Raw genomic sequence first — 24,372 nt, forward strand, 5'->3', positions numbered from 1 at the left:
CAGGCTCCGGCCTTCATCGTCGCCGCGGGCGTTACGGGCGCGGGAATAGCCCTGCCGCTGCTGAGCGCGGGGTCGGCGCAGGCCGTGGGGGACGAGACGTGGGACAGGGCGGCCGAGTGCGAGAGCGGCGGGCTGTGGAGTGCCAACACGGGTAACGGGTACTTCGGCGGGCTCCAGCTGACCCTCGGCATGTGGGAGCAGTACGGCGGACTCGAGCTCGCGCCGCGGCCCGATCTGGCCAGCCGCGCCCAGCAGATCAACGTGGCCGAACGGATACTCGCGGACCAGGGCAAGGACGCCTTCCCGGCCTGCGGCGTGCTCTCCGGCCTGTGGCAGGAGTACCGCGAGGAGGCCGACGAGGTGGACCGCGCCGAGGAGGCCGAGGAGGCGCAGGCCGAGGAGGAGATCGGCGGGCCCGAGGAGTCGGCGGCGCGCGAGGGGACGCCGGAGGAGGACGGGGCCGGTCCGGAGGAGCCCGAGGCGCCCGAGGAGCCGTCGGCCGGTACGGGGGAGGAGAGACCGGGGGACGCGCCCTCCGGGGACGCGGACGCGGGGGCCGAGGACGTTCCCGAACGGACCGAGGAAGAACTGCCCGCGCAGACGCCCGAGGAGGTGCCGGACGAGCGGTCGGCCGAGGAGCGCGCCGGCGGGGACATCGCCGACGAGGACCGTTCGGCCGAGGGCGGCGCGGAGGACGCGCGCGGCGGCCGGCACCGCGGCGATCCGGACCCCGAGGAGGCGGGGCGCCTGGGGGAGTCGGGGGGCGGCCGGCATGCGGAACGCCACGAGGTCCGGCGGGGGGACACGCTGTCCGCCATCGCGGTGGAGTACGGGGTGCGCGGCGGCTGGCCGGTCCTTTACGCCGCGAACGAAACGGTCATTGGTGATGATCCGGACTACATACTCCCTGGTCAGGAGCTGGACTTGACCATTACGGGCCGTTAGCGCCCGGTTCGCGCGTGCTATTTCACGGATGGTCAAATGTGACCATCATCTCCCCGTTCAGTCGGAGTGTCCGACTCGCCCGTCCTGTCCGGGCCGTCGTTGACCTGCGCAGATGTGGCCCCCCGCGCGTCAAGCCCCGCCACGCCGACGATCTTCTTCGTTCTTGAATCGTTAGCTGGCGTGTGTTTAGTGTCCCTCCGCCTGGCTCCGAGCCGGGCACCCGGGCCGCAACGCCGAATCCTGCCGCCGGCCGGGGGACCACCATCGCGCACCACCGCAGGCAGGAGCGGGGGACCCAGGCCACGGCCCGGCCCTCACGACGAGGACCGGACCGCGGATGCCGCGAAGGACCCATGCGGGCCCGAGCGGCTTGGGGTGAAGCCCCGAGTACCGCAAGGCACTCGGGGCCGGGCAACTCACCTGACCCGAACCCGACAGCTCACCTCGCAGGCGTCGGTGAGAAGGAACGACATGCTGTTCACGGGCAAGGGCCGTCACCGCCGTCCGTCCAAATCGACCCGGATCGCCACCGCCGCCACCGTCACCGGCGCCGCGGTCGCCATCCCGCTTCTCAGCGCCACCGGCGCCAACGCCGCCTCGGTCGACACCTGGGACGCCGTCGCCCAGTGCGAGTCCGGCGGGGACTGGGCCATCAACACCGGCAACGGCTTCTACGGCGGCCTCCAGTTCACCCAGTCCAGCTGGGAGGCGGCCGGCGGCACGCAGTACGCCCCGCGCGCCGACCAGGCCACCAAGGACCAGCAGATCGCCGCCGCCGAGGAGTTGCTGAGCATCCAGGGCCCGGGTGCCTGGCCCGTCTGCGGCGCGCAGGCCGGCCTGTCCGGCGGCGGCCCGGCTGCCGACGTGGACACCGGTGGCGAAGCGGCCCCGGCACCCGAGCAGGAGCAGGAGCAGCCGCAGGCCGTTCCGCAGTCCGCCCCCGACGAGGCCCGCGAGGAGGAGGCGCCCGCCCCCGCCACGGGCGAGCAGTACACCGTGGAGTCCGGCGACACGCTCTCCCGCATCGCCGACGACCACGGCCGCGGCTGGCAGGAGCTGTACGCCGACAACGAGGCCGTCATCGGCGACGACCCCGATCTGATCATCCCCGGCCAGCAGCTCACCGTCTGACCCGGCCTCATCCCGGTGCGGCCGGGGCCACCTGGCCGCACCGGGTTTTCTTCACCTTGTAAACAAAAAGATGAGACGCCCCCCGGCCCGCTCTGAACTGCGCCTTTGACGTGGCCGGAGCGGCCGGCGGCGGGCGGGAGGACGGTGCGGCTCCCGAAGGCGGTTAGGCTCAGAGGGCTGAAGACGCCTACGGAAGAACCACTCGGACCAAAGGAGAACCTCGTGCCGTCCATCGACGTCGTCGTAGCCCGCGAGATCCTCGACTCGCGAGGCAATCCCACGGTCGAGGTCGAGGTCGGCCTCGACGACGGCAGCACCGGCCGCGCCGCGGTCCCCTCCGGCGCCTCCACCGGTGCCTTCGAGGCCCTGGAGCTGCGCGACGGGAACCAGAGCCGCTACCTCGGCAAGGGTGTGGAGAAGGCCGTGCTCGCGGTCATCGAGCAGATCGGCCCCGAGCTGGTCGGCTACGACGCCACCGAGCAGCGCCTGATCGACCAGGCCATGTTCGACCTGGACGCCACCGCCGACAAGTCCTCGCTGGGCGCCAACGCGATCCTGGGCGTCTCCCTCGCCGTCGCGCACGCCGCCTCCGAGTCCCGCGACCTGCCGCTGTTCCGTTACCTCGGCGGGCCCAACGCGCACCTGCTGCCGGTGCCCATGATGAACATTCTGAACGGCGGCGCCCACGCGGACTCCAACGTCGACATCCAGGAGTTCATGATCGCGCCCATCGGCGCCGAGTCGTTCTCCGAGGCCGTCCGCTGGGGCGCCGAGACGTACCACACCTTGAAGAAGGTGCTGAAGGAGCGCGGCCTGGGCACCGGCCTCGGCGACGAGGGCGGCTTCGCGCCCAACCTGTCGTCCAACCGCGAGGCGCTCGACCTGATCGTCGAGGCCATCCAGAAGGCCGGCTACACCCCGGGCCAGGACATCGCGCTCGCCCTCGACGTGGCGGCCACCGAGTTCCACAGCGAGGGCGTCTACACCTTCGAGGGCAAGGGCCTCACCGCCCAGGAGCTGACCGCCTACTACGCCGAGCTGGTCGAGTCCTACCCGCTGGTCTCCATCGAGGACCCGCTGAGCGAGGACGACTGGGAGGGCTGGAAGGCCCTGACCGACGAGCTGGGCGGCAAGGTGCAGATCGTCGGCGACGACCTGTTCGTCACCAACCCCGACCGCCTCCAGCGCGGCATCGAGTCCGGCACCGCCAACGCGCTGCTGGTGAAGGTCAACCAGATCGGCTCCCTCACCGAGACCCTGGACGCCGTCGAGCTGGCCCAGCGCAACGGGTTCAAGTGCATGATGTCCCACCGCTCCGGCGAGACCGAGGACGTCACCATCGCCGACCTGGCCGTCGCCACCAACTGCGGCCAGATCAAGACCGGCGCCCCCGCCCGTTCCGAGCGGGTCGCCAAGTACAACCAGCTCATGCGCATCGAGGAGATCCTCGACGAGGCCGCGGTGTACGCCGGACGCGACGCGTTCCCCCGCTTCCGCGGCTGACACCGGCTCCCTGCCCGCCGTCCCCGCCGTCCGTCCCGTACGGTGGCGGGGACAGACACCGGGCAGGGCGATCAGGGAGGCGATGTGGCCGCGGACCGGGACCGGTTCTCCACCGCCACCAGGATCAGGGCCCTGGGCGAGCAGGCCGCCGCGCGCGTCTACCGCGCGCAGAACCGGCGGTTGCGCCGCCCGCCGCGGCGCAGCCGCCTCACCGGCCGCGCCGCGGTCCTCGCCCTCGTCGTCTGCTCGCTGATCGTCGCCCTCGCCTACCCGCTGCGGCAGTACGTCCAGCAGCGCGCCGAAGTCGACGACCTGCGGCGGCAGACGGAGGAGGAGCGGCGGCGGGTGGAGGAGCTGCGGGACGAGAAGGCCCGCTGGCAGGACCCCTCCTACGTCGAGCAGCAGGCCCGCGAGCGGCTGAGCTTCCTGCGGCCCGGCGAGACCGGGTTCATCCTCCCGCAGGAGCGGGCGGACGAGGAGGACGACGGCCGCCGCACCAGCGGCGCCCCGGCCGCCCGCCCCTGGTACGAAACGCTGTGGGAGCGCGTCGACGGGGCCGACCGGACGCAGTGACCCCAGGACAGACGCCGGAGAGACGCAATCCCGTGGAAACCCCGACCCCGAGCCCGACCCCGGCCGACACCGAGGCGGTCAGGCAGCAGCTCGGCCGCCCGCCGCGCGGCCTGCGCGCGGTCGCGCACCGCTGCCCCTGCGGCCACCCGGACGTCGTCGAAACGGCGCCGCGGCTGCCCGACGGCACGCCGTTCCCCACCACCTACTACCTGACCTGTCCGCGCGCCGCCTCCGCGATCGGCACCCTGGAGGCGGACGGCATGATGAAGGACATGACGGCGAGGCTGGCCGAGGACGCCGAGCTGGCCGCCGCCTACCGGGCGGCGCACGAGGACTACCTCGCCCGCCGGGATGCGATCGGGCCGCTGCCCGGCTTCCCCAGCGCCGGCGGCATGCCGGACCGGGTCAAGTGCCTGCACGTCCTGGTGGCGCACGCGCTCGCGGCGGGCCCCGGCGTCAACCCGTTGGGCGACGAGGCGCTGGCCGCGCTGCCCGAGTGGTGGCGCAAGGGGCCCTGCGTGGCGGAACGGGGCGCGGACACGGGCACGGAGAACGGCGCGGAGACCGGCACGGAACCCGGCACCGGACCCGAGGGAGACGACGCATGACGGCAGCGGCCGCCATCGACTGCGGCACCAACTCCATCCGCCTGCTGATCGCGGACACCGATCCGGCGGCCGGGCGGCTGACCGACCTCGACCGGCGCATGGAGATCGTGCGCCTGGGCCAGGGCGTCGACCGCACGGGCCGCCTCGCCCCCGAGGCCCTGGAACGGACGTTCGCCGCCTGCCGCCAGTACGCCGACGCCATCGCGGAGCACGGCATCACGCCGGACCGCATCCGTTTCGCGGCGACCTCGGCGTCCCGCGACGCGGAGAACCGGGAGGACTTCATCCGCGGCGTGAAGGACGTGCTCGGCATCGTGCCGGAGGTGATCACCGGCGACGAGGAGGCCGAGCTGTCCTTCGTCGGCGCCACCCGGGAGCTGATCGGGCGGGACGGTACGACACCGCCCTACCTGGTGCTCGACATCGGCGGCGGCTCCACCGAGTTCGTGCTGGGCGATGCCGGGGTCCGCGCCGCGCGCAGCGTGGACATCGGCTGTGTGCGGCTGACGGAGCGTCACCTGCTCCGCGACGGGCGCGTCGCGGACCCGCCCACGCCCGCGCAGATCGCCGCCATCGCCGCGGACATCGACGCGGCGCTCGACCTGGCCGCGGAACGGGTGCCGCTGACCGAGACCCACACCCTGGTCGGCCTCGCGGGCTCGGTGACGACGGTCGCCGGAATCGCGCTCGGCCTGCCCGCCTACGACTCCGCGGCCCTGCACCACGCGCGGCTCACGGCCGGTCAGGTGCGCGAGACCACCGACCGCCTGCTGGCCGCGACGCATGCGGAGCGCGCCGCGATCCCGGTGATGCACCCGGGGCGGGTCGACGTGATCGGTGCCGGGGCGCTCGTGCTGGCGAAGGTCATGGAGCGCGTCGGGGCGGCGGAGGTCGTGGTCAGCGAGCACGACATCCTCGACGGCCTGCTCTGGACCGCGGCCGCCCGCGGCTGACACCCTGGCCCACGCGGGCCCGCACCGGTCCGGGGCGGCCCGCGCCGGTCCGCGTCGGCGCGGAAGCAGTCTCGTGAAGTTTTTCACATGATGCGGGGCCGAGGAGTCGCCCGGCCGGGCCCGACGGGCCCTTCCGGCGCTCAGGAGCCACCGTTTCCGGTCAGGACCCGCCCCGCTCGGCCGTTCGACCAGGCCGCCGCCGCGTCCATCGGCGGCCCGCGGACCCCTTGCCACCTGGGGCGTTGCCCCGCAGCCCGGTCGGAGGTGTCCGCCCGTATCCGGAGAAAGGGGCGCAGTGTAGCAGAATCACCCACCTAGCTTGTGAAGCCCCTCACGAGCTTCCCCCCTGGGCCGGGTGGATACTCGATGGCATGAGCACCACGGAGCGTCCCCGAATTCTCGTCGTTGGTGGCGGGTACGTCGGACTGTACGCAGCCCGCCGCATCCTGAAGAAGATGCGCTACGGCGAGGCAACCGTCACCGTCGTCGACCCGCGTTCGTACATGACGTACCAGCCCTTCCTCCCCGAGGCGGCGGCCGGCAGCATCTCTCCGCGGCACGTCGTGGTGCCGCTGCGGCGCGTGCTGCCCCAGGCCGAAGTCCTCACCGGCCGCGTCACCTCCATCGATCAGGACCGCAGGGTCGCCTCCGTCGCGCCGCTCGTCGGCCAGCCGTACGAGGTGCCCTTCGACTACCTGGTGGTGGCGCTCGGCGCCGTCTCGCGCACGTTCCCCATCCCCGGACTGGCCGAGCAGGGCATCGGCATGAAGGGCGTCGAGGAGGCGATCGGGCTGCGCAACCACGTGCTGGAGCAGCTCGACAAGGCCGACTCCACGAACGACGAGGACGTCCGCCGCAAGGCGCTGACGTTCGTCTTCGTGGGCGGTGGCTTCGCCGGCGCGGAGACCATCGGCGAGGTCGAGGACATGGCCCGCGACGCCACGAAGTACTACCCGAACATCAAGCGCGAGGACATGCGCTTCGTGCTCGTCGACGTCGCCGACAAGATCCTTCCCGAGGTCGGCCCCAAGCTCGGCGAGTGGGGGCTCGAACACCTCCAGAAGCGCGGCATCGAGGTGCACCTGAAGACCTCGGTCAAGTCCTGCGTCGGCGGCCACGTCGAGCTGAGCAACGGGGTCACCGCCGACTCCCACACCATCGTGTGGACGGCCGGCGTCAAGCCGAACCCGGCGCTCACCCGCTTCGGCCTGCCGCTCGGGCCGCGCGGGCACGTGGACACCGAGGCCACGCTCCAGGTCGCGGGCACCGACTACATCTGGTCCGCCGGTGACAACGCGCAGGTGCCCGACCTGGCCGCCCGCGCCGCCGGCCAGGAGAACGCGTGGTGCCCGCCCAACGCCCAGCACGCGCTGCGCCAGTCCAAGGTCTTGGGCGACAACGTGATCGCCGGGCTCCGCGGCTTCCCGCAGAAGGATTACAAGCACGCCAGCATGGGCGCGGTGGCCGGGCTCGGCCTGCGCAAGGGCGTCGCGATGATCAAGCTCGGCAAGCTGACCCTCCGCTTCCGCGGCCGGATCGGCTGGTACCTGCACCGCGGCTACCACGGCATGGCGGTCCCCACCTGGAACCGCAAGATCCGGGTGTTCGCGGACTGGACGCTGGGCCTGTTCCTCAAGCGCGAGGTCGTCTCGCTCGGCGCCATGGAGCACCCGCGCGAGGAGTTCTACGAGGCGGCGGCCCCGGTCACCGCGGCGGCCGCGTCCGGTGCGGGCGCGCCGCGCGGGACGGACCGGCCGGCCGACAAGCCCAAGGCCAAGGCGGGCTGACGGCACGGCAGTAGCGGAGGACGGACGGCCCAGGGCCGCCCGTCCTCCGTTTTCGTTGCGTGCCTCCTTTCTTTGTCTTGTTTCTTTGTCTTGTCTTTGCCTTGCTTACGCTCGCTGGCGGAATCACACCGGGAATCGACCGGGGAATGGCGGTGTTTTCCCTGGGCTGGATGCCAAGGTGGCGAGGACGATTCGTCCTCATTCCTGGAGGTGTGTCTGCATGGCTGTCGCCCCCCGGCTCGCCGCGCTCACCGAGCAGCTACTCGGTTCGGCGCTCCCCCTCCGCCTCCGCGCGTGGGACGGCTCGGAAACCGGCCCGCCCGGCGGCCCGGTCATCGTGGTGCGGCACCGCAGGGCGCTGCGCCGACTCCTCTTCAAACCCGGTGAACTGGGCCTCGCCAGGGCCTGGGTGGCCGGGGAAATCGACGTCGAGGGCGACCTGTACGCCGCCCTCGGCCTGCTGCTCGCGCCGATCCAGGCGGAACGCGACATCCCGCCGCGGCAGAAGCTCACCATCGCCCGCGAACTCGTCCGGCTGGCCGGCCCGGCCGCGCCCGTGCCGCCGCCCCCGCCGCGCGAGGAGGTCGCGCGGCGCACCGGACCGCTGCACTCGCTGCGGCGCGACCGCCAGGCCATCAGCCACCACTACGACGTGGGCAACGCGTTCTACGAGCTGGTCCTCGGCCCCTCCATGGTCTACTCGTGCGCCGTCTGGGACGAGGACACCGACACCCTGGAGGCCGCGCAGACCGCCAAACTCGACTTGATCTGCCGCAAGCTCGGCCTGCGCGAAGGGCAGCGGCTCCTCGACGTCGGCTGCGGCTGGGGCTCGCTGGCGCTGCACGCCGCCCGCCACTACGGCGTACGGGCCGTCGGCGTCACGCTCTCCGAGGAGCAGGCCGCCTACGCCAGGGAACGGGTGGCGAAGCAGGGGCTCGGGCACCTCGTCGAGATCCGCGTCCAGGACTACCGCGAGACGGCGGACGGCCCGTTCGACGCCATCTCCTCCGTCGGCATGGCCGAGCACGTCGGCGCGGCGCGCTACCGCGAGTACGCCGAGCGGCTGTTCGGTCTGCTGCGCCCGGGCGGCCGGCTGCTGAATCACCAGATCGCCCGGCCGCCGCGCGCCGACGAGAGCAGCTACCGGGTGGACCCGTTCATCGACGCCTACGTCTTCCCCGACGGCGAACTGGCCCCCGTCGGCCGCACCGTGACGCTGCTGGAACGCGCCGGGTTCGAGGTACGCGACGTCGAGTCGCTGCGGGAGCACTACGCCCTCACGCTGCGCCGCTGGGTGCGCAACCTGGAGGCGCGCCGGGCGGAGGCCACGCGCCTGGCGGGCGCGGGCCGCGCCCGCGTGTGGCGCCTGTACATGGCCGCCTCCGCGCTGTCCTTCGAACGCGCCGGTATCGGCGTCAACCAGGTCCTGGCCGTCCGCCTGCCCGTCGCAGGCGGCCCCGGCCTCCCGCTGCGCCCGCGCGCCTGGACGGAACGCGGAACGGTGCAGGAGCGGACGCGGCGGCCGGAACGGCCGGAACGGCCGGAGCGGCAGCGGCCCGCGGCGCCCGCGCGGGCGCAGGAACAGCCGCACTGACCCGGCCCGCCCGGCGCCCGGGACCCGGGCGCCGGGCGGGCCGGGCTACTCGGTCTTGATGGCCTCCAGCATGTTCATCCTGGCCGCGCGGCGGGCCGGCCACAGCGCGGCCAGGACGCCGACCAGGGCGGCGAGGCCGAGGAAGACGGCCATCCGGCCCCACGGCAGCACGAGTTCGTACGTGGTCAGGTAGTCCCGCAGCATCTCGCCGACGGCCCAGCCGAAGAACACGCCGAGCCCCACCCCGAGCACACCGCCGAACAGCGCGATCACCACCGACTCCAGGCGCACCATCCGCTTGGTGCCGCGCCGCTGAAGACCGATCGCGCGCAGCATGCCGATCTCCTGGCGGCGTTCGAAGACGGACATGGCCAGGGTGTTGATGACGCCGAGGACCGCGACGATCACCGCCATGGCCAGCAGCGCATACAGCATGTTCAGCAGCAGTGTGAACATGAACGCGATGTCCTCGGAGACGTCCTCCTTGTCCTGCACCAGAACGGCCGGGTTGTCGCCGAGCGCCGCCTCCAGCGCGGAACGGGCCTCCTCGCTCGCCCCGTCCGCGGTGCGCAGCATGACCTGGAAGTCGGTCACGCGCTCCATGTGCGGGTCGAGCGCCGCGTCGTCCAGGATGACGCCGCGGATCATCTCGTTGCCCTCGTAGAGCCCCGAGACTGTCAGGCTGCCGGCGGTGCCGTCCTCGTACCGCACGGGGAACGTGTCGCCCAGGCCGAGGCCGAGATCCTCGGCGGTGTCGGTGTCCACCACGGCGTTCTCGCCGCTCAGACCCTCGAAGGAGCCCGCCTCGAAGTCGAGGTTCGTCAGCTCGCCGATCGCCGCCCCGTTGACGCCGGTGAGGTACCGCTCGTCGGAGTCGTCGGCGATCAGCGCGGGCGACATGCTCAGCCCGGTGATGTCGGTGACCTCGGGGCGCGCGGCCAGCGTCTCCTCGACCTCGGGCGACAGCGGCGAGAAGTTGGCCATGGAGACCACGTAGTCGGAACGCAGCGACTCCGTCGCCATCTTGTCGATGCTCTTGGCCATCGAGTCGGCGATCACGGTGATGCCGGTGATCAGCGTCAGCCCGATCATCAGCGCCGACGCGGTGGCGGCGGTGCGGCGCGGATTGCGCACCGCGTTCCGCCTCGCCAGCTTCCCTGACACCCCGAACAGGCGCAGCAGCGGCGCCGCGGCGGCGATGACGGGGCGGGAGAGCAGCGGCGTCAGGATGAACACGCCGATCACCAGCAGCGCCGCGCCGAGCCCCATCGTGGCGCCCTTGTCGCCCGAGCCGATGCCGGCGACCACCAGGGCGCCGCCGCCCAGCGCGACGACGGCACCGATGGTCGTGCGCACCACCATGCGGCGGGCGGTCGGCGCTGCGTGGATGCTGCTCATGGCCGCGACCGGCGGGATCTTCGCGGCGCGGCGCGCGGGCAGGTAGGCCGCGAGTACCGTGACGACGATGCCGACGATCAGCGACGCGAGCACCGCGGTGCCGTCGACGATCAGCGGGCCCTCCGGAATGGTGACGTCGAAGGCGTCCATGAGGGAACGGAGCCCCGCGGCGATGCCGATGCCGGCCGCGAAGCCGGTCACGCCCGCCACGGTGCCCACGACCAGCGCCTCGATCAGCACCGAACGCGTCACCTGCCGGCGGCTCGCGCCCACCGCGCGCAGCAGCGCCAGCTCCCTGGTGCGCTGGGCGACCAGCATGGTGAAGGTGTTGGCGATGATGAAGACGCCGACGAACAGCGAGATCCCGGCGAACGCCAGCAGCGCCGTGCGCATCCCGCTCGTCTGCTGCTCGATCTCCTCGGCCTGGTCCGCGGCGAGTTGCTGCCCCGTGATCGCCTCGGCGTCCTCGGGCAGCAGCGGCGCGACGGCGTCCTTCAGGTCCTGCTGGGTGGCGCCGTCCGCCGCCTGGAGGGTGATGCGGCTGTACTCGCCCGGCGCGGTGAACAGTTCCTGCGCGGTGGCGGTGTCGAACAGGACGAGGCTGCCGCCCGCGGCCACCGTGCCGTCCTCGGTGGTGAAGATGCCGGTGACCGTCTCCTCGCGGACGGGCCCGTCGACCGAGACCCGGGCGGTGTCGCCGATCCGGTAGCCGGTGCGTTCCGCCGTGGCCGAGTCGAGCGCGATCTCGCCCGCGGCCCGCGGGGCGCGGCCCTCGGTCAGCGGATGGCGCGCGTCCGTGCCCGTTCCGTCGGTGCCCGCGTAGTAGTTGGCGCCGCGGGTGTCCCAGCCGGCGCCGACCAGGTCGCCGTCCTTGTCGGCGAGGGCCGCGAAGCCGGAGACCTCGCCGGTGGCCGAGGCCACTCCGGGCAGCGCGGCGGTGGCGTCGAGCAGGTCCTGCCCGAGGTCGTCCGCGTCACCCGGGCCCGTTTCCGCGGCGTCGGTGTCGTCGTCGGGCTGGACGGCGAGGTCGACGTGGGTCAGGCCCTTCTCGGAGCTGCGCTGGAACGCCTCGGAGAGGGTGGCGGTGAAGACGAGCGTGCCGGACACGAAGGCCACGCCGAGCAGGACGGCGAGGGTGGTCATCAGCAGCCTGGCCTTGTGCGCGAGCACGTTGCGCAGGGCGGTTTTGAGCATGGCGGAACCTGACCGGTGGTGAGGAGGGGGTGAAAGGTGGCGCGGTGGGTGGTGCGTTGCCGGCTGGTGCGGTGCCGGCTGTGGTGGTGTCAGCTGGTGCGGCCCTTGGCGTCGTACCGCTTCATGTGCTCCAGGACGCTCTCCGCGGTCGGGTTGGGCATGTCGTCGACGACGCGGCCGTCGGCCAGGAAGACGACGCGGTCGGCGTAGCCCGCGGCCACCGGGTCGTGGGTGACCATGACGACGGTCTGGCCCAGCTCGCGCACCGAGTTCCGCAGGAAGCCGAGGACTTCGGCGCCGGCGCGGGAGTCGAGATTGCCGGTGGGCTCGTCGCCGAAGATGATGTCGGGGCGGCTGGCGAGGGCGCGGGCCACGGCGACGCGCTGCTGCTGGCCGCCGGAGAGCTGGGCGGGCCGGTGCTTGAGCCGGCCGCCGAGGCCGACCGTGGCCATGACGCGATCGAGCCACTCGGGGTCGGGCTTGCGCCCGGCGATGTCCATGGGCAGCCGGATGTTCTCCAGGGCGTTGAGCGTCGGCAGCAGGTTGAACGTCTGGAAGATGAACCCGACGCGGTCGCGGCGCAGCTGCGTCAGCTTCTTGTCGCCGAGGCCGGTCAGCTCGGTTTCGCCGATGCGGGCCGAGCCGCCGGACACGGTGTCGAGCCCGGCCATGCAGTGCATGAGCGTCGACTTGCCCGAGCCGGAGGGGCCCATGATGGCGGTGTACTCGGCCTGCCTGAACTCGACGGACACGTGGTCGAGGGCGACGACCTTGGTCTCACCCTCTCCGTAGACCTTGGTGAGGTCCGTGGCCTTGGCGGCCACCGCACCGTTCGAGACGGCGCCGGCCGGGGCGGTGAAGGTGGACACGGGAACACTCTCCTGTCGGGACGGTTGTGGTGCCGTACACCATCCTTCTCCCCGGTCGCCGCCGGGTGATCCCTCGGGATGACTGTTCCTTGGAGTTCTTCAGGGGTACATACGCGCTTCGGCTGTCATACCTGGGGAGGAGGAACACCCCTGAGTACCTAAGTGGATGCGGAGGGTTGATTTGCGTCATTCCTCGGCCACGGCCACCTGGCGCGAAAGTGGCGGGAACGGCCTGTGACCGGGCAGTAGCCCTTTGACGAGCCATCAGGGGCTCATAAAATCAGACAACATCGGCTCGGGGCACCGGTGTTCGGGCGAATCCGCCGGATAAGCTCGGACGAGACACTGGCGCGTACGCGCCCGGTACGGCTTGGGATCTGTGCCCGGATGGTGGAATGCAGACACGGTGAGCTTAAAACTCGCTGGCCTTCGGGCCGTGCCGGTTCAAGTCCGGCTCCGGGCACCCCAGAGCATACAGCCGCTGACCAGCCGTAACGGCCGCGACGCGGCTGCTTTCATGTGCCGTGCGGGGCCCCGCGGGGCCCAGGTCTACACTCGCCGCCGCATGGCATACGTGCGGGCGCGGAAGAACCGTGCGGGAGAGATCACGAGTTACCAGGTCAGGTCCGGTGTTCCCCGCAGGGGCGAGGAGAAGAACGACCCGGCCGTGCTCGGCACCCGTGTCTGCGCCGAACTTCTCCGCCAGGGCGCCCGCGACATCATCGAGGGCATCCCCCACTGAGCCGGAAACACGAGCTGCCGCCAGCCGTAACGGCTGAGCTTCACCCACCCGCCGCGCGGGACGGGAGTGGTGGCCGCTTCCGGCCGCGAGCGCCCCGCGTGCGCCGTGCGGTTGCCGCGGTGGAGTGTGCGTGTCCGGTGGGGGACCTGTGCCGATCCGTCGCCGAGTGAGCCGGGTCACGCCGTCCGGCAACCTCCCACGGCACGGCGGCAACCACTCCGAGAACAGTCCCCCACGTTCGAGGAGAACACCGTGCGAACTGTGCATCGCAATCGCACCACGAGGCGAGGCCGCGGGCTGGCCGCCGTCTTCCTCGCCGGCGCCCTGGCCACCACCGGGCTGACCGCCCTGGCCCAGACGGCCGCCGCAGAAAGCCCCGCACCGGCGTCCGCCTCCGTCGTCGAGATCCCGGCGGCCACCGCCGACGAGGTGGTCGAGGAGACCATCGAGATCACCGAGGACTTCGACGGCGGCGGCGCCCGCTACACCCCCGGTGACGGGCTCGGCGGCGGCGACCAGGACGAGGACCAGCTGCCCGTCTTCGAGGTCAGCGACGGCGCCACGCTCAGCAACGTCATCATCGGCTCTCCGGGTGCGGACGGCATCCACTGCGAGGGCGACTGCACCCTGGAGAACGTCTACTGGGAGGACGTCGGCGAGGACGCCGCCACCTTCCGGAACGGCTCGACGTACAACGTCGTCGGCGGCGGCGCGGTCGGCGCCGACGACAAGGTGCTCCAGTTCAACGGTGGCGGCACGCTGAACATCTCGGGCTTCGCGGCCGAGGACTTCGGCACCCTGGTGCGCTCCTGCGGCAACTGCTCGTCGATGTCCGAGCGCACGATCGTGCTGGACGGCGTCACGGCCACCGCCCCGGGCAACACCATTGCCGGCATCAACGAGAACTACGGCGACACGGCGACCTTCAGCAACATCACCATCGTCGGCGACGACGAGATGACCGTGTGCCAGCGGTACATCGGCAACGACGAGGGCGACGAGCCCGAGGAGTCGGGCTCGGGCCCGGACGGTACGCACTGTCTGTACGACGAGTCGGACATCAGCTACCAGTAAGGTCCCGCGTTCCGCAGCGGTCCGCGCGCGGGTGATCATCCGAACGGGTCACCGGGTGCGGGCCGCGCGGGTCGGGAATGACCGGGGCCCGGCCGGCGTTCAGGCTGGTCAGGGAATGCGGCGGCAGGGAGCGCTGGTCCGTTCTCCGGCGACTGCGGGGGATATGGCGCCCAGGGAACCAACACACCCCTTTCGCTCGTTTCTACGAGTGCACTACCGTGCAGTCTTTGCTAACGCATTACTCTGGTAGTCAAGGTCGTGCCGTGCGGCCATGGAGGAGTGAGATGAGGAGCAGCAACCCGGTCTTCACGCGTCGGGGGTTCAGTCGGGACGGTGGCTACGCCGGCTTCAACGCCGGGCAGCCGCAGACCGGGAATCCGTACGCGGGGAGCCCGACCAACCCCTACGCGCAGCCGGGGAACCCGTATGCGCAGCCGCAGGTGGGTCCCCACGGCGGTGCTGTGCCGCCGGCCGCGCCCCCGCGCGCCGGCGTGATGACGATTGACAGTGTCGTCTCCCGTACCGCGCTCACCCTGGGCACCGTGGTCGCCTTCGCGGCCGTCGCCTGGGTCACCGACATGCCGCTCGCCCTCGGGTTCGTCTTCGCGCTGGTCGCGCTGGGCCTCGGGCTGTGGCAGTCGTTCAAGCGCGAGGCGTCCCCCGCGCTGATCCTGTCCTACGCGGTGGCCGAGGGTCTGTTCCTCGGCACCATCAGCAGTGCGATCAATGCGGTGGCGCCAGGCGCCGCGATGCAGGCCGTGATCGGCACCATGGCGGTCTTCGCCGGTGTGCTGTTCATGTACAAGCAGCGGATCATCCGGGTCAACGCCCGGTTCACCAAGTTCGTGCTGGCCGCCGCGGTCGGCTTCATCCTGCTCTCCCTGGTCAACCTCGTGGTCGCCATGATCGGCGGCGGCAACGGCCTGGGTCTGCGGGACGGCGGTCTCGGCATCCTGTTCGGCATCGCCGGTGTGCTGCTCGGCGCCTGCTTCCTCGCGCTCGACTTCAAGATGGTCGAGGACGGCATCGCCTACGGTGCCCCGGAGAAGGAATCGTGGATGGCCGCCTTCGGGCTGACCCTCACCCTGGTGTGGATCTACCTGGAGTTCCTGCGGCTGGTCGCCATCCTGCAAGGCGAGTGACGCAGCCGTGCCGCCCGGCCTTGAGCGCACGGGCAGCTGACGGCATGGGGCCCCGGCGGAGATTTTCCGCCGGGGCCCCCGTGTGTGCGCCCCGGCCCTCCCGGCCCTCCCGGCCCTCCGGGCGCTCCCTGGCCGGTCCCTGGACTGTTGAGCGGTGCGCGGTGTCCGAGGGCCGGGCCGGGTTGGCGTCGCTCCCGGGCCCACGGCTTTCGTGCGAAAGCTTTTCCGTCGCGTGGGCCGTCGGGTCGCCGGCGGCCCGCTGCTGAGCGACGTGTGGGGTGTCCGAGGGCCGCCGGGCCGGGTGCTCAGCGTTCGGCGTGTGCGCGGATCAGGGCGAGGGCCGCGGCCAGTTCGTGCCGGGCCGCCGCAGGGTCCGTGGCGCCGGCCGTCCGCAGCGCCGCGGCCAGGTCGTGCCCGGCGACCGCGAGCTGGTCGCCGACCGAGTAGATCCCCGCGTCCGGCAGCTCCTTGACGGGCGCCTGCGGCCGTTCGAGCCGCTGGGCGCGGCGCGCCAGCTCCCTGGCCAGTCCGAGGCCCGCGGCGGCGGCGCCGCGCCGCAGGCGGCTCTCCGGCAGGGTCCGCAGCCGGTCCGCCGCGGCCTCCACGGCCGCGTCGAGCGCCGCGGCGTCCTGCGTTCCGTCCTGCCGTGCCGTCCCGTCCGTCACCGCGGTCACTCGCCGCCGCGGTGGGACGTGGTCACGACGCGGTCGGCCAGCAGGTAGACGCTGTCCTGGCCGCAGGCGAACGTCAGCGCGTAGGCGCCGGAGACGCCGGAACCGCCCATCAGGACCGGCTGTTCACCGGCGCGGACGGCGGCGGCCAGCTGTTCGGCGGCCTCCTGGTGGCTGGGCGAGAGGCAGAGGGTGGTGCCGTCCGCGAAGAGGAAGACGTCCAGCGTGCCCAGCGGTCCGTGCCGGACGTCGGCGAGTGGGGTGCGGGCCTCGGCCAGCCGGGAGAGCCCTTCGGCGGTGCGCCGGTGCTCCTCGCCGCCCGGCCTGCCGGGCGCCTCGCGGCCCGTCGGCTCGCCCGAGAGCGTGTAGCCGGGGTGGGAGGGGTGGCGGCGGCGGGCCGCGGCGAGCTCGGCGGATTCGCCGCCGTCCGCGGCCTCCTGCGCGGGCTCGGCCGTGCCTTCCGCGGGCTCGTCCGCGGTCGGCCGCGCGGCGGCCGGCGTGCCGTCGCGGCCGGTGGCGGGGAAGCCCGAGTCGCTGAGCAGGTAGCGCTCCAGCAGGGCGTCGAGCAGCTCCTCGTCGGCCTCGGCGACCTCGTAGCCGAGGCCCCGCCCGGCCAGCAGTGCGCCCGGGCCTTCGTGCTCCCTGGCCTCCTGCTCGGCCCAGTAGGCTCGGGCCTCCGCCAGCTCGCGCTCCCGCTCCTCGGCCAGCGCCTCCGCGACCGCGCCGCGGATCTCCGCCCGTGGCACGGACCTGGCGGCAGGCACGGCGGCCCGCCGGGTCAGGTCGCCGCGCAGCGCCGCCAGCTCCGCGCGCAGGGCGCGCGCGGTGTGCAGGGCCAGGGCGCCCAGGACGACGGCGGTGCCTGCGGCCACCAGCAGAATGACGGATATGGCGCTCACGGACTCGCTCCCAGTGGTCTTGGTCCCTGACTTCTTATCTCAGGTTTCCGGGGCGCGGCCACGGCGTGCAGTGCATAACGTCATGAATTGGACAGGTCTTTGGTCAGGAACGCGCCCCCCGCAGGCTCTTGACCTGCGGCTTCATTTGCGGAACCGGCATGGATCACATCCCGGGGCCGCTTCGGTATCGCCCGTATATACCGGGTGACGCGGGTCACTTCCTTACCGTGCGCACCTCGTGCCACGTTCAGGACAGTCGCTCGATCACCATGGCCATGCCCTGCCCGCCACCGACGCACATGGTCTCAAGACCGACCTGCTTGTCGTGCCGTTGCAGGGAGTTGATCAGCGTAGTCGTGATCCGGGCGCCCGTCATGCCGAACGGGTGACCGACCGCGATGGCGCCACCGTTCACGTTGAGCCGGTCCAGGTCGATGCCCAGGTGGCGGGCGGACGGGAGCACCTGGGCGGCGAACGCCTCGTTGATCTCGACCAGATCGATGTCGTCGATCGTCATACCGGCGCGCGCCAGCGCCTGCCGGGTCGCCGCCACCGGGCCCAGGCCCATGATCTCGGGGGAGAGGGCGGAGACGCCGGTCGCGACGATGCGGGCCAGCGGCGTGAGGCCGAGGTCGCGCGCCCTGGTGTCGGACATCACGATCAGTGCGGCGGCGCCGTCGTTCAGCGGGCAGCAGTTGCCCGCGGTGACGAGGCCGTCGGGGCGGAACACCGGCTTCAGGGCGCGCACGGCGTCCAGGGTCACGCCGGGGCGCGGCCCGTCGTCCGCCGCGACCAGCGCGCCGTCGGGCGTGGCCACCGGGGTGATCTCGCGCTGCCAGAAGCCGTCGGCGAGCGCCTTCTCCGCCAGGTTCTGCGAGCGCACGGCGAACGCGTCCATCTCCTCGCGCGTGACGCCCTCGCGCTGCGCCAGGTTCTCCGCGGTCTGGCCCATGGCGATGTAGACATCGGGGAGTTCCCCTGTTTCGCGCGGGTCGCGCCACGTGGGCGCGTCGCCCTGCGCGCGCGCCCCGGTGCGCGCCTCCGCCGCCGCGAACAGCGGGTTGTGGGTGCCGGGCATGCCGTCGGAGGTGCCGCGGTCGCGCCGCGACACCATTTCGACGCCCGCCGAGACGAACGCGTCGCCCTCCCCGGCCCTGATCGCGTGGAACGCCATCCGGGTCGTCTGGAGCGACGAGGCGCAGTAGCGGGTGACGGTGGCGCCGGGCAGCCCGTCCAGCCCGAGCTGGACGGCGACCACACGCGCCAGATTGTGCCCCTGCTCGCCGCCGGGCAGTCCGCAGCCGAGGAGCAGGTCGTCCAGGTCCGCCGGATCGAGCGCGGGCACGCGGTCGAGGGCGGCCTGGATGACGGTGGCGGTCAGGTCGTCGGGCCTGAGGTCCTTCAGGGAGCCCTTGCCGGCCCGGCCGATGGGCGAGCGGGCGGCGGAGACGATCACTGCTTCTGGCACGGCGGTACCTCCGGGCGGCGGTGCGGGGCCCGCGTTGCGGCGCGGCCCCGGCTCGTGGTGCGGTCCTGCGGGGTGGCCCCCTCTTGAAGTTACCCGTAAGTAGTAACGGTGTCACGTGCCCGCGGACGCCGTGATCCCCTCGTCCGCCGCGGGCAGTGGCCGCCTGCGGCGCCTGCGCAGCATCGCCCCCAGCGTCCGCCGCCCCTCGCCGCCCGCCGCGCTGACCTCGGTGCCGCCCTCGGCGGCCGCCGCCGCCGCGGCGTCCGCGACCGGCAGCAGCCGTTCGCGGCGCGCCGCCTCGGCCCGTTCCTCCACCGGCCAGGCGCCCACCGCGTCGCACAGCGTGGGCAGCATCGCCATCGCCGCGGTCTGGTAGCCCTCCGCCGAGGGGTGGTAGCGGTCGGGACCGAACAACTCCCGCGGATTGGCCGCGAACTCCGGGCCGAGCAGCGTGCCGAGCGACACCGTCCGCCCGCCCAGCTCCACGACGGCGATGGTCTGCGCGGCGGCGAGCTGGCGGCACAGCCGCCCGGCGATCCAGCGCAGCGGCTGCCCCACCGGCTCGACCGAGCCCAGATCAGGACAGGTGCCGACGACGACCTGGCAGCCCGCGGTGCGCAGCCGCGAGATCGCGTCGGCCAGATGCTTCACCGAACGCGCCGGCGGCACGTGGCCGGTGATGTCGTTCGCGCCGATCATGAGGACGCACACGTCCGGCACCGGGGCCCGCCCCGGCTCCGTCAGCAGCAGCGAGACCTGCCGTTCCAGATCCGCGGAATCGGCCCCCGACAGCGCCACGCTGTGCAGCTCCACCGGCCGCTCCGACACCGCCGCGAGCCCCGAGGCCAGCAGCGCTCCCGGCGTCTGCCCCGAGCGGCGCACGCCCAGGCCGGCGGCCGTGGAGTCGCCCAGCATCGCCAGGCGCCACGGCGGCCCGGCGGAGGCCGCGAACGCCGTGCCGTAGACGCCGTCCGCGAGCGGCGGCTCCCCCGCGGGCGAGCGGGCCACGTGCCGCCGCGCGTACCGCATCTCGGTGAACAGCAGACCGGCCGCCGCCCCGCCCAGCAGGCTGATCCCGCCGCCTCCGTAGGCCGCCGCCGTCGCAATCCTCCGTGCCACCCTCGCCCTTGACATGACCCCTCCCGACCGTCGCACGCCTCCACTTGTGTGGTGCCCACCACGGCAGCCCGCGCAACGCAATAGGGTGCTCTCCGGCAGGCGGACGAACCCGCCCTTGATATGCGGAGATCCAGGTGCAGTTTCACGAGTCGATGATCGACCTTGTCGGCAACACCCCTCTGGTCCGGCTGACCAGCGTGACCGAGGGCATCGAGGCCACCGTGCTGGCGAAGGTGGAGTACTTCAACCCCGGCGGCTCGGTGAAGGACCGAATCGCCCTGCGGATGATCGAGGCGGCCGAACGTTCCGGCGAACTGCGGCCCGGCGGCGTCATCGTCGAGCCCACCTCCGGCAACACCGGCGTCGGCCTGGCCATCGTCGCCCAGCGCAAGGGGTACCGCTGCATCTTCGTGTGCCCGGACAAGGTTTCCACGGACAAGATCAACGTGTTGCGTGCGTACGGCGCCGAGGTCGTCGTGTGCCCCACGGCCGTCGACCCCGAGCACCCCGACTCGTACTACAACGTCTCCGACCGCCTGGTCCGTGAGACGCCCGACGCCTGGAAGCCGGACCAGTACAGCAATCCGAGCAACCCCCTCTCGCACTACGAGACGACCGGCCCCGAACTGTGGAAGCAGACCGAGGGCCGCATCACGCACTTCGTCGCCGGCGTCGGTACCGGCGGCACCATCACCGGCACCGGCCGCTACCTCAAGGAGGCCAGCGGCGGCAAGGTGCGGGTCGTCGGCGCCGACCCGGAGGGCTCCGTGTACTCGGGCGGTTCCGGCCGCCCTTACCTCGTCGAGGGCGTCGGCGAGGACTTCTGGCCCACGGCCTACGACTCCGAGGTGCCGGACGAGATCGTCGCCGTCTCCGACCGCGACTCCTTCCGCATGACGCGGCGGCTGGCGCGCGAGGAGGGCCTGCTCGTCGGCGGCTCCTGCGGGATGGCGGTGGTCGGCGCCCTGGAAGTGGCGCGGCGGCTCGGCCCGGACGACGTGGTCGTCGTCCTGCTGCCGGACGGCGGGCGCGGCTACCTCAGCAAGATCTTCAACGACGAGTGGATGGCCGACTACGGCTTCCTTGAGGACGGCGGGCCGCAGACGCGGGTCGGCGACGTGCTGCGGCACAAGGCGGGCGGCCTGCCCTCCCTGGTCCACATGCACCCCGACGAGACGGTCGGCCAGGCCATCGAGGTGCTGCGGGAGTACGGCGTCTCGCAGATGCCCGTGGTCAAGCCGGGCGCGGGACACCCGGACGTGATGGCCGCCGAGATCGTCGGCTCCGTGGTCGAACGGGAGCTGCTGGACGCGCTGTTCACGCAGCGCGCGGCCCTGGACGACCCGCTGGAACGCCACATGTGCGGGCCGCTGCCGCACGTCGGCTCCGGCGAGCCGGTGGCCGACCTGATGGCGGTGCTCCAGGACGCGGACGCGGCGGTCGTCCTGGTGGACGGCAAACCGACGGGCGTGGTGAGCCGGCAGGACCTGCTCTCGTTCCTGGCCACGGAACGCTGAGCGGGCGCCCCCTTCGCCCAGGGGAGCCGGCCGGCGTGCGGTGGAGGAGAAGGGCATAGCCGATGTGACCCTGGGCACACTACGCGGTGGGGACGACGGCGCGACGGGCAAGAGATTCTGAAGCGTCACGGCTGGGCAACGCGTCGTTAACACCAGCCGTGCAGAGTACAGGTGTTGGCACCAAGGACCTCCGGAGCGGCTCCCGGACCTCCCTGGTCGCCCGGACACGAGGCCCCGACCCGGCCCGTGTCCCCGCGGGGACCGCCGTCGTCCCGCCCCTGGTGGACTCACCGGGGTGCGGCGGTCCCCGCCAATTGCTTTTCCGCTTGCCTTTCCGCGCGGCCCGCGGGGGCCCCGCGGGCCGGATCAGCCCGGATCAGCCCGGCTCAGTCCCAGTCGTCGGAGCCCTTGTCGCGGCGCAGCACGTGCCGTCCGACGTAGCAGGCGTTCACGCCCACGATGCCGCCCCAGCAGGTCAGCAGACCCGCGAGGCCCGTCTGGACCGCGGCGATCGCCGACAGCGGGATCGCCAGGACGAGGGAGAGTGCCGCGAGGCCGAACGCCGCGCCGGGGCCGTGGCCGTCGCCCGGGCCCTGCGGCGCGCGCCCGCCGCGCGCAATCACCATCTGCTGCTCTGCGAGCTGCCGGCGCACCCTCTTGTCCACCGTACTGTCGATGCGCTGTTCCACCTTTTCCAGGAACGAATCGACGAGCTCCGACTCGTAGGTCTCACCGAGCTCCTTGCGCGTCTGCACGGCGGCTTCGAGATCCCTTCTGAGGTCGGAATCTTGATTCAGCTCGGAATCACGACCACTCATCATGGCGCCACCGTACGGTGCCGCCGCGGCCGTCGCACTAGGGGTAACCCCCCATTTCGACTGCATAGAATTATGCAGATGAGTGAGGCGAGCGCGTGGCTGACCCGGCTGTTCGAGGGCCACCGGCTGACACCGACGCAGCGCCGCATCGCGCAGTGCCTGATCCGCAGGCCCGACGAGGCGCCGTTCCTGTCCAGCGTGGAGCTGGCCGGGCTCGCCGGGGTGAGCCAGCCGTCGGTGACCCGTTTCGCCGTCGCCCTCGGGTTCGACGGGTACCCGGCGCTGCGCAGGCGGCTGCGCGAGAGCCTGCGCGACGGGCGCGCGGCGGCCGGGCCCGACGACGCCGGCCCGCCGGCCAACGTCTACCAGCGCGCCGTTCTGGCCGAGATCGGCCACCTGCGGCAGTTGGCCGCCGCGCTCGCGGACACCGCCCGCATCGAGGAGGCGGGCCGTCTGCTGGCCGCCTCCCGCCCGCTGCCCGTCCTCGGCCTGCGGGCCGCCGCGGCCGAGGCGGGCGGCTTCGCGTACTTCGCCGCGAAGGTGCACCCGGACGTCCGGCTGCTGACCGAGGGCGGGTCGGTGCTCGCCGACCGCATCGAGGCCGCCGCCGACGCGGGGGCGAGCGCGCTGCTGTGCTTCGCGCTGCCCCGCCACCCGCGCGAGGCCGCCGAGGCGCTGGCCGTGGCCAGGGGCGCGGGCCTGCGCGTGGTCACCGTGGCCGACAGCGCGGTCGCGCCCGTCGCGGGGCCGGGGGACCTGCTGCTCTCGGCCGGGGTCGGCACCGGCCTGTCGTTCGACACCGCCTGCGCGCCCGCGCTGCTTGGCCGCGCCGTGCTGGAAGCCATGTGCGACGCCCTGCCGGATGCCCAGTCCCGGCTGGAGCGCTTCGACGCCCGGGCGGCGGAACGGGGCCTGTTCCTCGGCTGAGCCCGCCGATCGCCCCGCTCCCGCCGGCCACGCCCGGCCCCGCCGCGTTCAGCAGTCCCCGCCGTACTCCGCGACCAGCTCCTCCACGGTCTGCGGGCGGCGCAGCGTGGTGAGGACCGCGGGGCCCTCGCCGTCCGCCGAGTACCCGTAGACCCCGGGGCGCGGCAGCGCGTTGTAGCCGAACGGATTGGAGAAGTAGTACGCGCCGGTGTCGAGCAGCGCCACCAGATCGCCCGGTACCAGCCGGGGCAGCGGCCGGTCGCGCGCCACCAGGTCGCCGGCGAAACAGCACGGGCCCGCCACGTCCTGCCGGACCTGGGGGCCGTCCCGCTTCGGCAGGCCGTCGGCGTGGTAGGCGGCCACGCGGATCGGCCAGGACTCGGGAACGAACACGGTGCGCACGGCGACCTGGGCGCCCGCGTGGGTGACGGCGATGGGCCGGCCGCCCGCGGACTTCGTGTACTCCACCCGGGCCAGGATGAAGCCGGACTTGGCGAGCAGCGACCGGCCGAACTCGGTGACGAGCCCGTACCTGCCGTCGAACAGCCCGGGAACGGTGCGCCGCAGCAGGCGCGCGTAGTCGCGGAAGGTGGGCGTCACCTCGTCGGAGCCGAAGTTGACCGGCAGGCCGCCGCCGATGTCCAGGGTGTCGATCTGGCGGCGCCCGGCCGCCGCGTTGATCTCCTCGGCCAGCTCGTAGGTGGCGCGCACGCCCGCCGCCATGCGTTCAAGGGCCATGCCCTGGGACCCGACGTGGCAGTGCAGCCGCGTCAGCCAGGGGCGGTCGGTGCAGGCGCGGACGACCCAGTCGCGGGCGCCGGGGTCGCCCAGCGCCACGCCGAACTTGGAGGTGGCGGTGGCCGTACTCATCGCGTCGATCGTGCCGCCGCCGAGCTGCGGGTTGACGCGCAGGCCGACCGGCCCGGCGGGCTCGCGGCCCGCGCCGACCAGCGCGTCCAGGCGGGCCAGCTCCTGCGGGTTGTCCGCGTTCAGCGCGATCCCGAGCGCCAGGGCCTCGGCCAGCTCGGCCGGGGTCTTCGCGGGGGAGTCGAGAACGATGCGGTCGGCGGCCAGTCCGGCCGCGCGGGCCAGGGCCAGCTCGCCGGGGCTGGCGACCTCGCAGCCGATCCCGAACCCGTCGAGCAGCCGCAGGACGGGAACGAGCGAACCGGCCTTCACGGCGAAGGTGTGCAGCACGGGCCGGCCGGGCGCGGTCACCTCGTCGAAAGCGGCGTGGAGGTCGTTGGCCGCGTCGCGGACGCCCTGGAGGTCGAGCAGGGCGGCCAGCGGCTGGTCGTCGGTCAGGGGGTGCCGGGCGAGCAGCGCGCGCACGGCCAGGTCGCGTCGGGAGGGCAGAACCATGCCTCCAGCCAAACACGGCCGGCGCACGGTCGGGGAGCGGGTGGGGAACGGGTGGGGAGTGGGGGGGGGGGGGGGGGG

General features: G+C 72.8%; 21 protein-coding genes, 1 tRNA gene and 1 riboswitch. Of the genes, 14 read left to right on the plus strand and 8 right to left on the minus strand.

All coding sequences use genetic code 11. From position 1 onward, the window contains the following. Nucleotides 1–84 precede the first annotated feature (84 nt). The 8 genes from STBA_RS39325 to STBA_RS22645 all read left to right on the plus strand — a co-directional run bounded on the left by STBA_RS39325 (nt 85) and on the right by STBA_RS22645 (nt 9,094). The gene (locus STBA_RS39325) at nt 85–945 is read left to right on the plus strand and encodes a transglycosylase family protein (RefSeq protein ID WP_290443903.1); all 861 of its coding nucleotides are present in this window, start codon (nt 85–87) and stop codon (nt 943–945) included. A gap of 314 nt (nt 946–1,259) precedes the next feature. Further along, nucleotides 1,260–1,413, plus strand: a riboswitch (cyclic di-AMP (ydaO/yuaA leader). A gap of 3 nt (nt 1,414–1,416) precedes the next feature. Then, nucleotides 1,417–2,076, plus strand: coding sequence for a transglycosylase family protein (locus tag STBA_RS22615; protein ID WP_077060994.1), 660 nt, complete (start codon nt 1,417–1,419; stop codon nt 2,074–2,076). 222 nt (nt 2,077–2,298) lie between these two features. Continuing rightward, nucleotides 2,299–3,579, plus strand: coding sequence for a phosphopyruvate hydratase (gene eno / locus STBA_RS22620; protein WP_077060995.1), 1,281 nt, complete (start codon nt 2,299–2,301; stop codon nt 3,577–3,579). An 84-nt stretch (nt 3,580–3,663) separates the two neighbouring features. Further along, nucleotides 3,664–4,152 (plus strand): septum formation initiator family protein, encoded by a 489-nt coding sequence (locus tag STBA_RS22625; RefSeq protein ID WP_077060996.1) that lies wholly within the window; start codon nt 3,664–3,666, stop codon nt 4,150–4,152. A 32-nt stretch (nt 4,153–4,184) separates the two neighbouring features. Then, on the plus strand, nt 4,185–4,760 hold the full coding sequence (locus STBA_RS22630; protein WP_077060997.1) for a DUF501 domain-containing protein: 576 nt from the start codon (nt 4,185–4,187) through the stop codon (nt 4,758–4,760). Then, entirely contained in the window at nt 4,757–5,713 is a 957-nt protein-coding gene (locus tag STBA_RS22635; protein WP_077060998.1) for a Ppx/GppA phosphatase family protein, read from the plus strand. The genes STBA_RS22630 and STBA_RS22635 overlap by 4 nt, the downstream gene beginning before the upstream one ends. Nucleotides 5,714–6,084: 371 nt before the next feature. Further along, a complete protein-coding gene (locus STBA_RS22640; RefSeq protein WP_077060999.1) occupies nt 6,085–7,500 on the plus strand; it encodes an NAD(P)/FAD-dependent oxidoreductase in 1,416 nt (471 codons plus the stop codon). Nucleotides 7,501–7,720: 220 nt separating this feature from the next. Then, nucleotides 7,721–9,094 carry a cyclopropane-fatty-acyl-phospholipid synthase family protein gene (locus STBA_RS22645; protein WP_079252104.1) on the plus strand — a complete coding sequence of 458 codons (1,374 nt, stop codon included), beginning with the start codon at nt 7,721–7,723 and terminating at the stop codon, nt 9,092–9,094. Nucleotides 9,095–9,139: 45 nt separating this feature from the next. On the opposite strand, the gene STBA_RS22650 is transcribed toward STBA_RS22645, so the two are convergent. Further along, nucleotides 9,140–11,686, minus strand: coding sequence for an ABC transporter permease (locus STBA_RS22650; RefSeq protein WP_077061000.1), 2,547 nt, complete (start codon nt 11,684–11,686; stop codon nt 9,140–9,142). 89 nt (nt 11,687–11,775) lie between these two features. Beyond that, nucleotides 11,776–12,555 carry an ABC transporter ATP-binding protein gene (locus tag STBA_RS22655; protein WP_077061001.1) on the minus strand — a complete coding sequence of 260 codons (780 nt, stop codon included), beginning with the start codon at nt 12,553–12,555 and terminating at the stop codon, nt 11,776–11,778. 381 nt (nt 12,556–12,936) lie between these two features. Between STBA_RS22655 and STBA_RS22660 the strand changes: the two genes are divergently transcribed. The 4 genes from STBA_RS22660 (at nt 12,937) to STBA_RS22670 (ending at nt 15,513) form a co-directional block, all read left to right on the plus strand. Next, nucleotides 12,937–13,018: transfer RNA gene (locus STBA_RS22660), tRNA-Leu, on the plus strand. A gap of 102 nt (nt 13,019–13,120) precedes the next feature. Further along, nucleotides 13,121–13,297 carry a hypothetical protein gene (locus tag STBA_RS38975; RefSeq protein WP_253195316.1) on the plus strand — a complete coding sequence of 59 codons (177 nt, stop codon included), beginning with the start codon at nt 13,121–13,123 and terminating at the stop codon, nt 13,295–13,297. Nucleotides 13,298–13,549: 252 nt separating this feature from the next. Continuing rightward, the gene (locus tag STBA_RS22665) at nt 13,550–14,371 is read left to right on the plus strand and encodes a pectate lyase (RefSeq protein ID WP_253194923.1); all 822 of its coding nucleotides are present in this window, start codon (nt 13,550–13,552) and stop codon (nt 14,369–14,371) included. A 284-nt stretch (nt 14,372–14,655) separates the two neighbouring features. Beyond that, entirely contained in the window at nt 14,656–15,513 is an 858-nt protein-coding gene (locus STBA_RS22670; RefSeq protein WP_077061003.1) for a Bax inhibitor-1/YccA family protein, read from the plus strand. A gap of 305 nt (nt 15,514–15,818) precedes the next feature. On the opposite strand, the gene STBA_RS22675 is transcribed toward STBA_RS22670, so the two are convergent. The 4 genes from STBA_RS22675 to STBA_RS22690 all read right to left on the minus strand — a co-directional run bounded on the left by STBA_RS22675 (nt 15,819) and on the right by STBA_RS22690 (nt 19,670). Continuing rightward, nucleotides 15,819–16,178: a hypothetical protein gene (locus tag STBA_RS22675; RefSeq protein ID WP_077063514.1), complete on the minus strand. Its 360-nt coding sequence runs from the start codon at nt 16,176–16,178 to the stop codon at nt 15,819–15,821. Nucleotides 16,179–16,183: 5 nt separating this feature from the next. Continuing rightward, nucleotides 16,184–17,083 carry a hypothetical protein gene (locus STBA_RS22680; RefSeq protein WP_077061004.1) on the minus strand — a complete coding sequence of 300 codons (900 nt, stop codon included), beginning with the start codon at nt 17,081–17,083 and terminating at the stop codon, nt 16,184–16,186. Between the two features lie 247 nt (nt 17,084–17,330). Continuing rightward, a complete protein-coding gene (locus tag STBA_RS22685) occupies nt 17,331–18,551 on the minus strand; it encodes an acetyl-CoA C-acetyltransferase (protein ID WP_077061005.1) in 1,221 nt (406 codons plus the stop codon). A 111-nt stretch (nt 18,552–18,662) separates the two neighbouring features. Next, nucleotides 18,663–19,670 carry an SGNH/GDSL hydrolase family protein gene (locus tag STBA_RS22690; protein WP_077061006.1) on the minus strand — a complete coding sequence of 336 codons (1,008 nt, stop codon included), beginning with the start codon at nt 19,668–19,670 and terminating at the stop codon, nt 18,663–18,665. Between the two features lie 134 nt (nt 19,671–19,804). On the opposite strand from STBA_RS22690, the gene STBA_RS22695 reads away from it, so the two are divergent. Then, nucleotides 19,805–21,187 (plus strand): cystathionine beta-synthase, encoded by a 1,383-nt coding sequence (locus tag STBA_RS22695; RefSeq protein WP_077061007.1) that lies wholly within the window; start codon nt 19,805–19,807, stop codon nt 21,185–21,187. A gap of 386 nt (nt 21,188–21,573) precedes the next feature. On the opposite strand, the gene STBA_RS22700 is transcribed toward STBA_RS22695, so the two are convergent. Then, on the minus strand, nt 21,574–22,005 hold the full coding sequence (locus STBA_RS22700) for a hypothetical protein (RefSeq protein WP_077063515.1): 432 nt from the start codon (nt 22,003–22,005) through the stop codon (nt 21,574–21,576). A gap of 78 nt (nt 22,006–22,083) precedes the next feature. Between STBA_RS22700 and STBA_RS22705 the strand changes: the two genes are divergently transcribed. Continuing rightward, nucleotides 22,084–22,932, plus strand: coding sequence for a MurR/RpiR family transcriptional regulator (locus tag STBA_RS22705; protein WP_077061008.1), 849 nt, complete (start codon nt 22,084–22,086; stop codon nt 22,930–22,932). A gap of 48 nt (nt 22,933–22,980) precedes the next feature. On the opposite strand, the gene STBA_RS22710 is transcribed toward STBA_RS22705, so the two are convergent. Then, entirely contained in the window at nt 22,981–24,294 is a 1,314-nt protein-coding gene (locus tag STBA_RS22710) for a diaminopimelate decarboxylase (protein ID WP_077061009.1), read from the minus strand. Between the last annotated feature and the right edge of the window lie 78 nt (nt 24,295–24,372).

The organism is Streptomyces sp. MP131-18 (assembly GCF_001984575.1).
Taxonomy (GTDB): domain Bacteria; phylum Actinomycetota; class Actinomycetes; order Streptomycetales; family Streptomycetaceae; genus Streptomyces; species Streptomyces johnsoniae.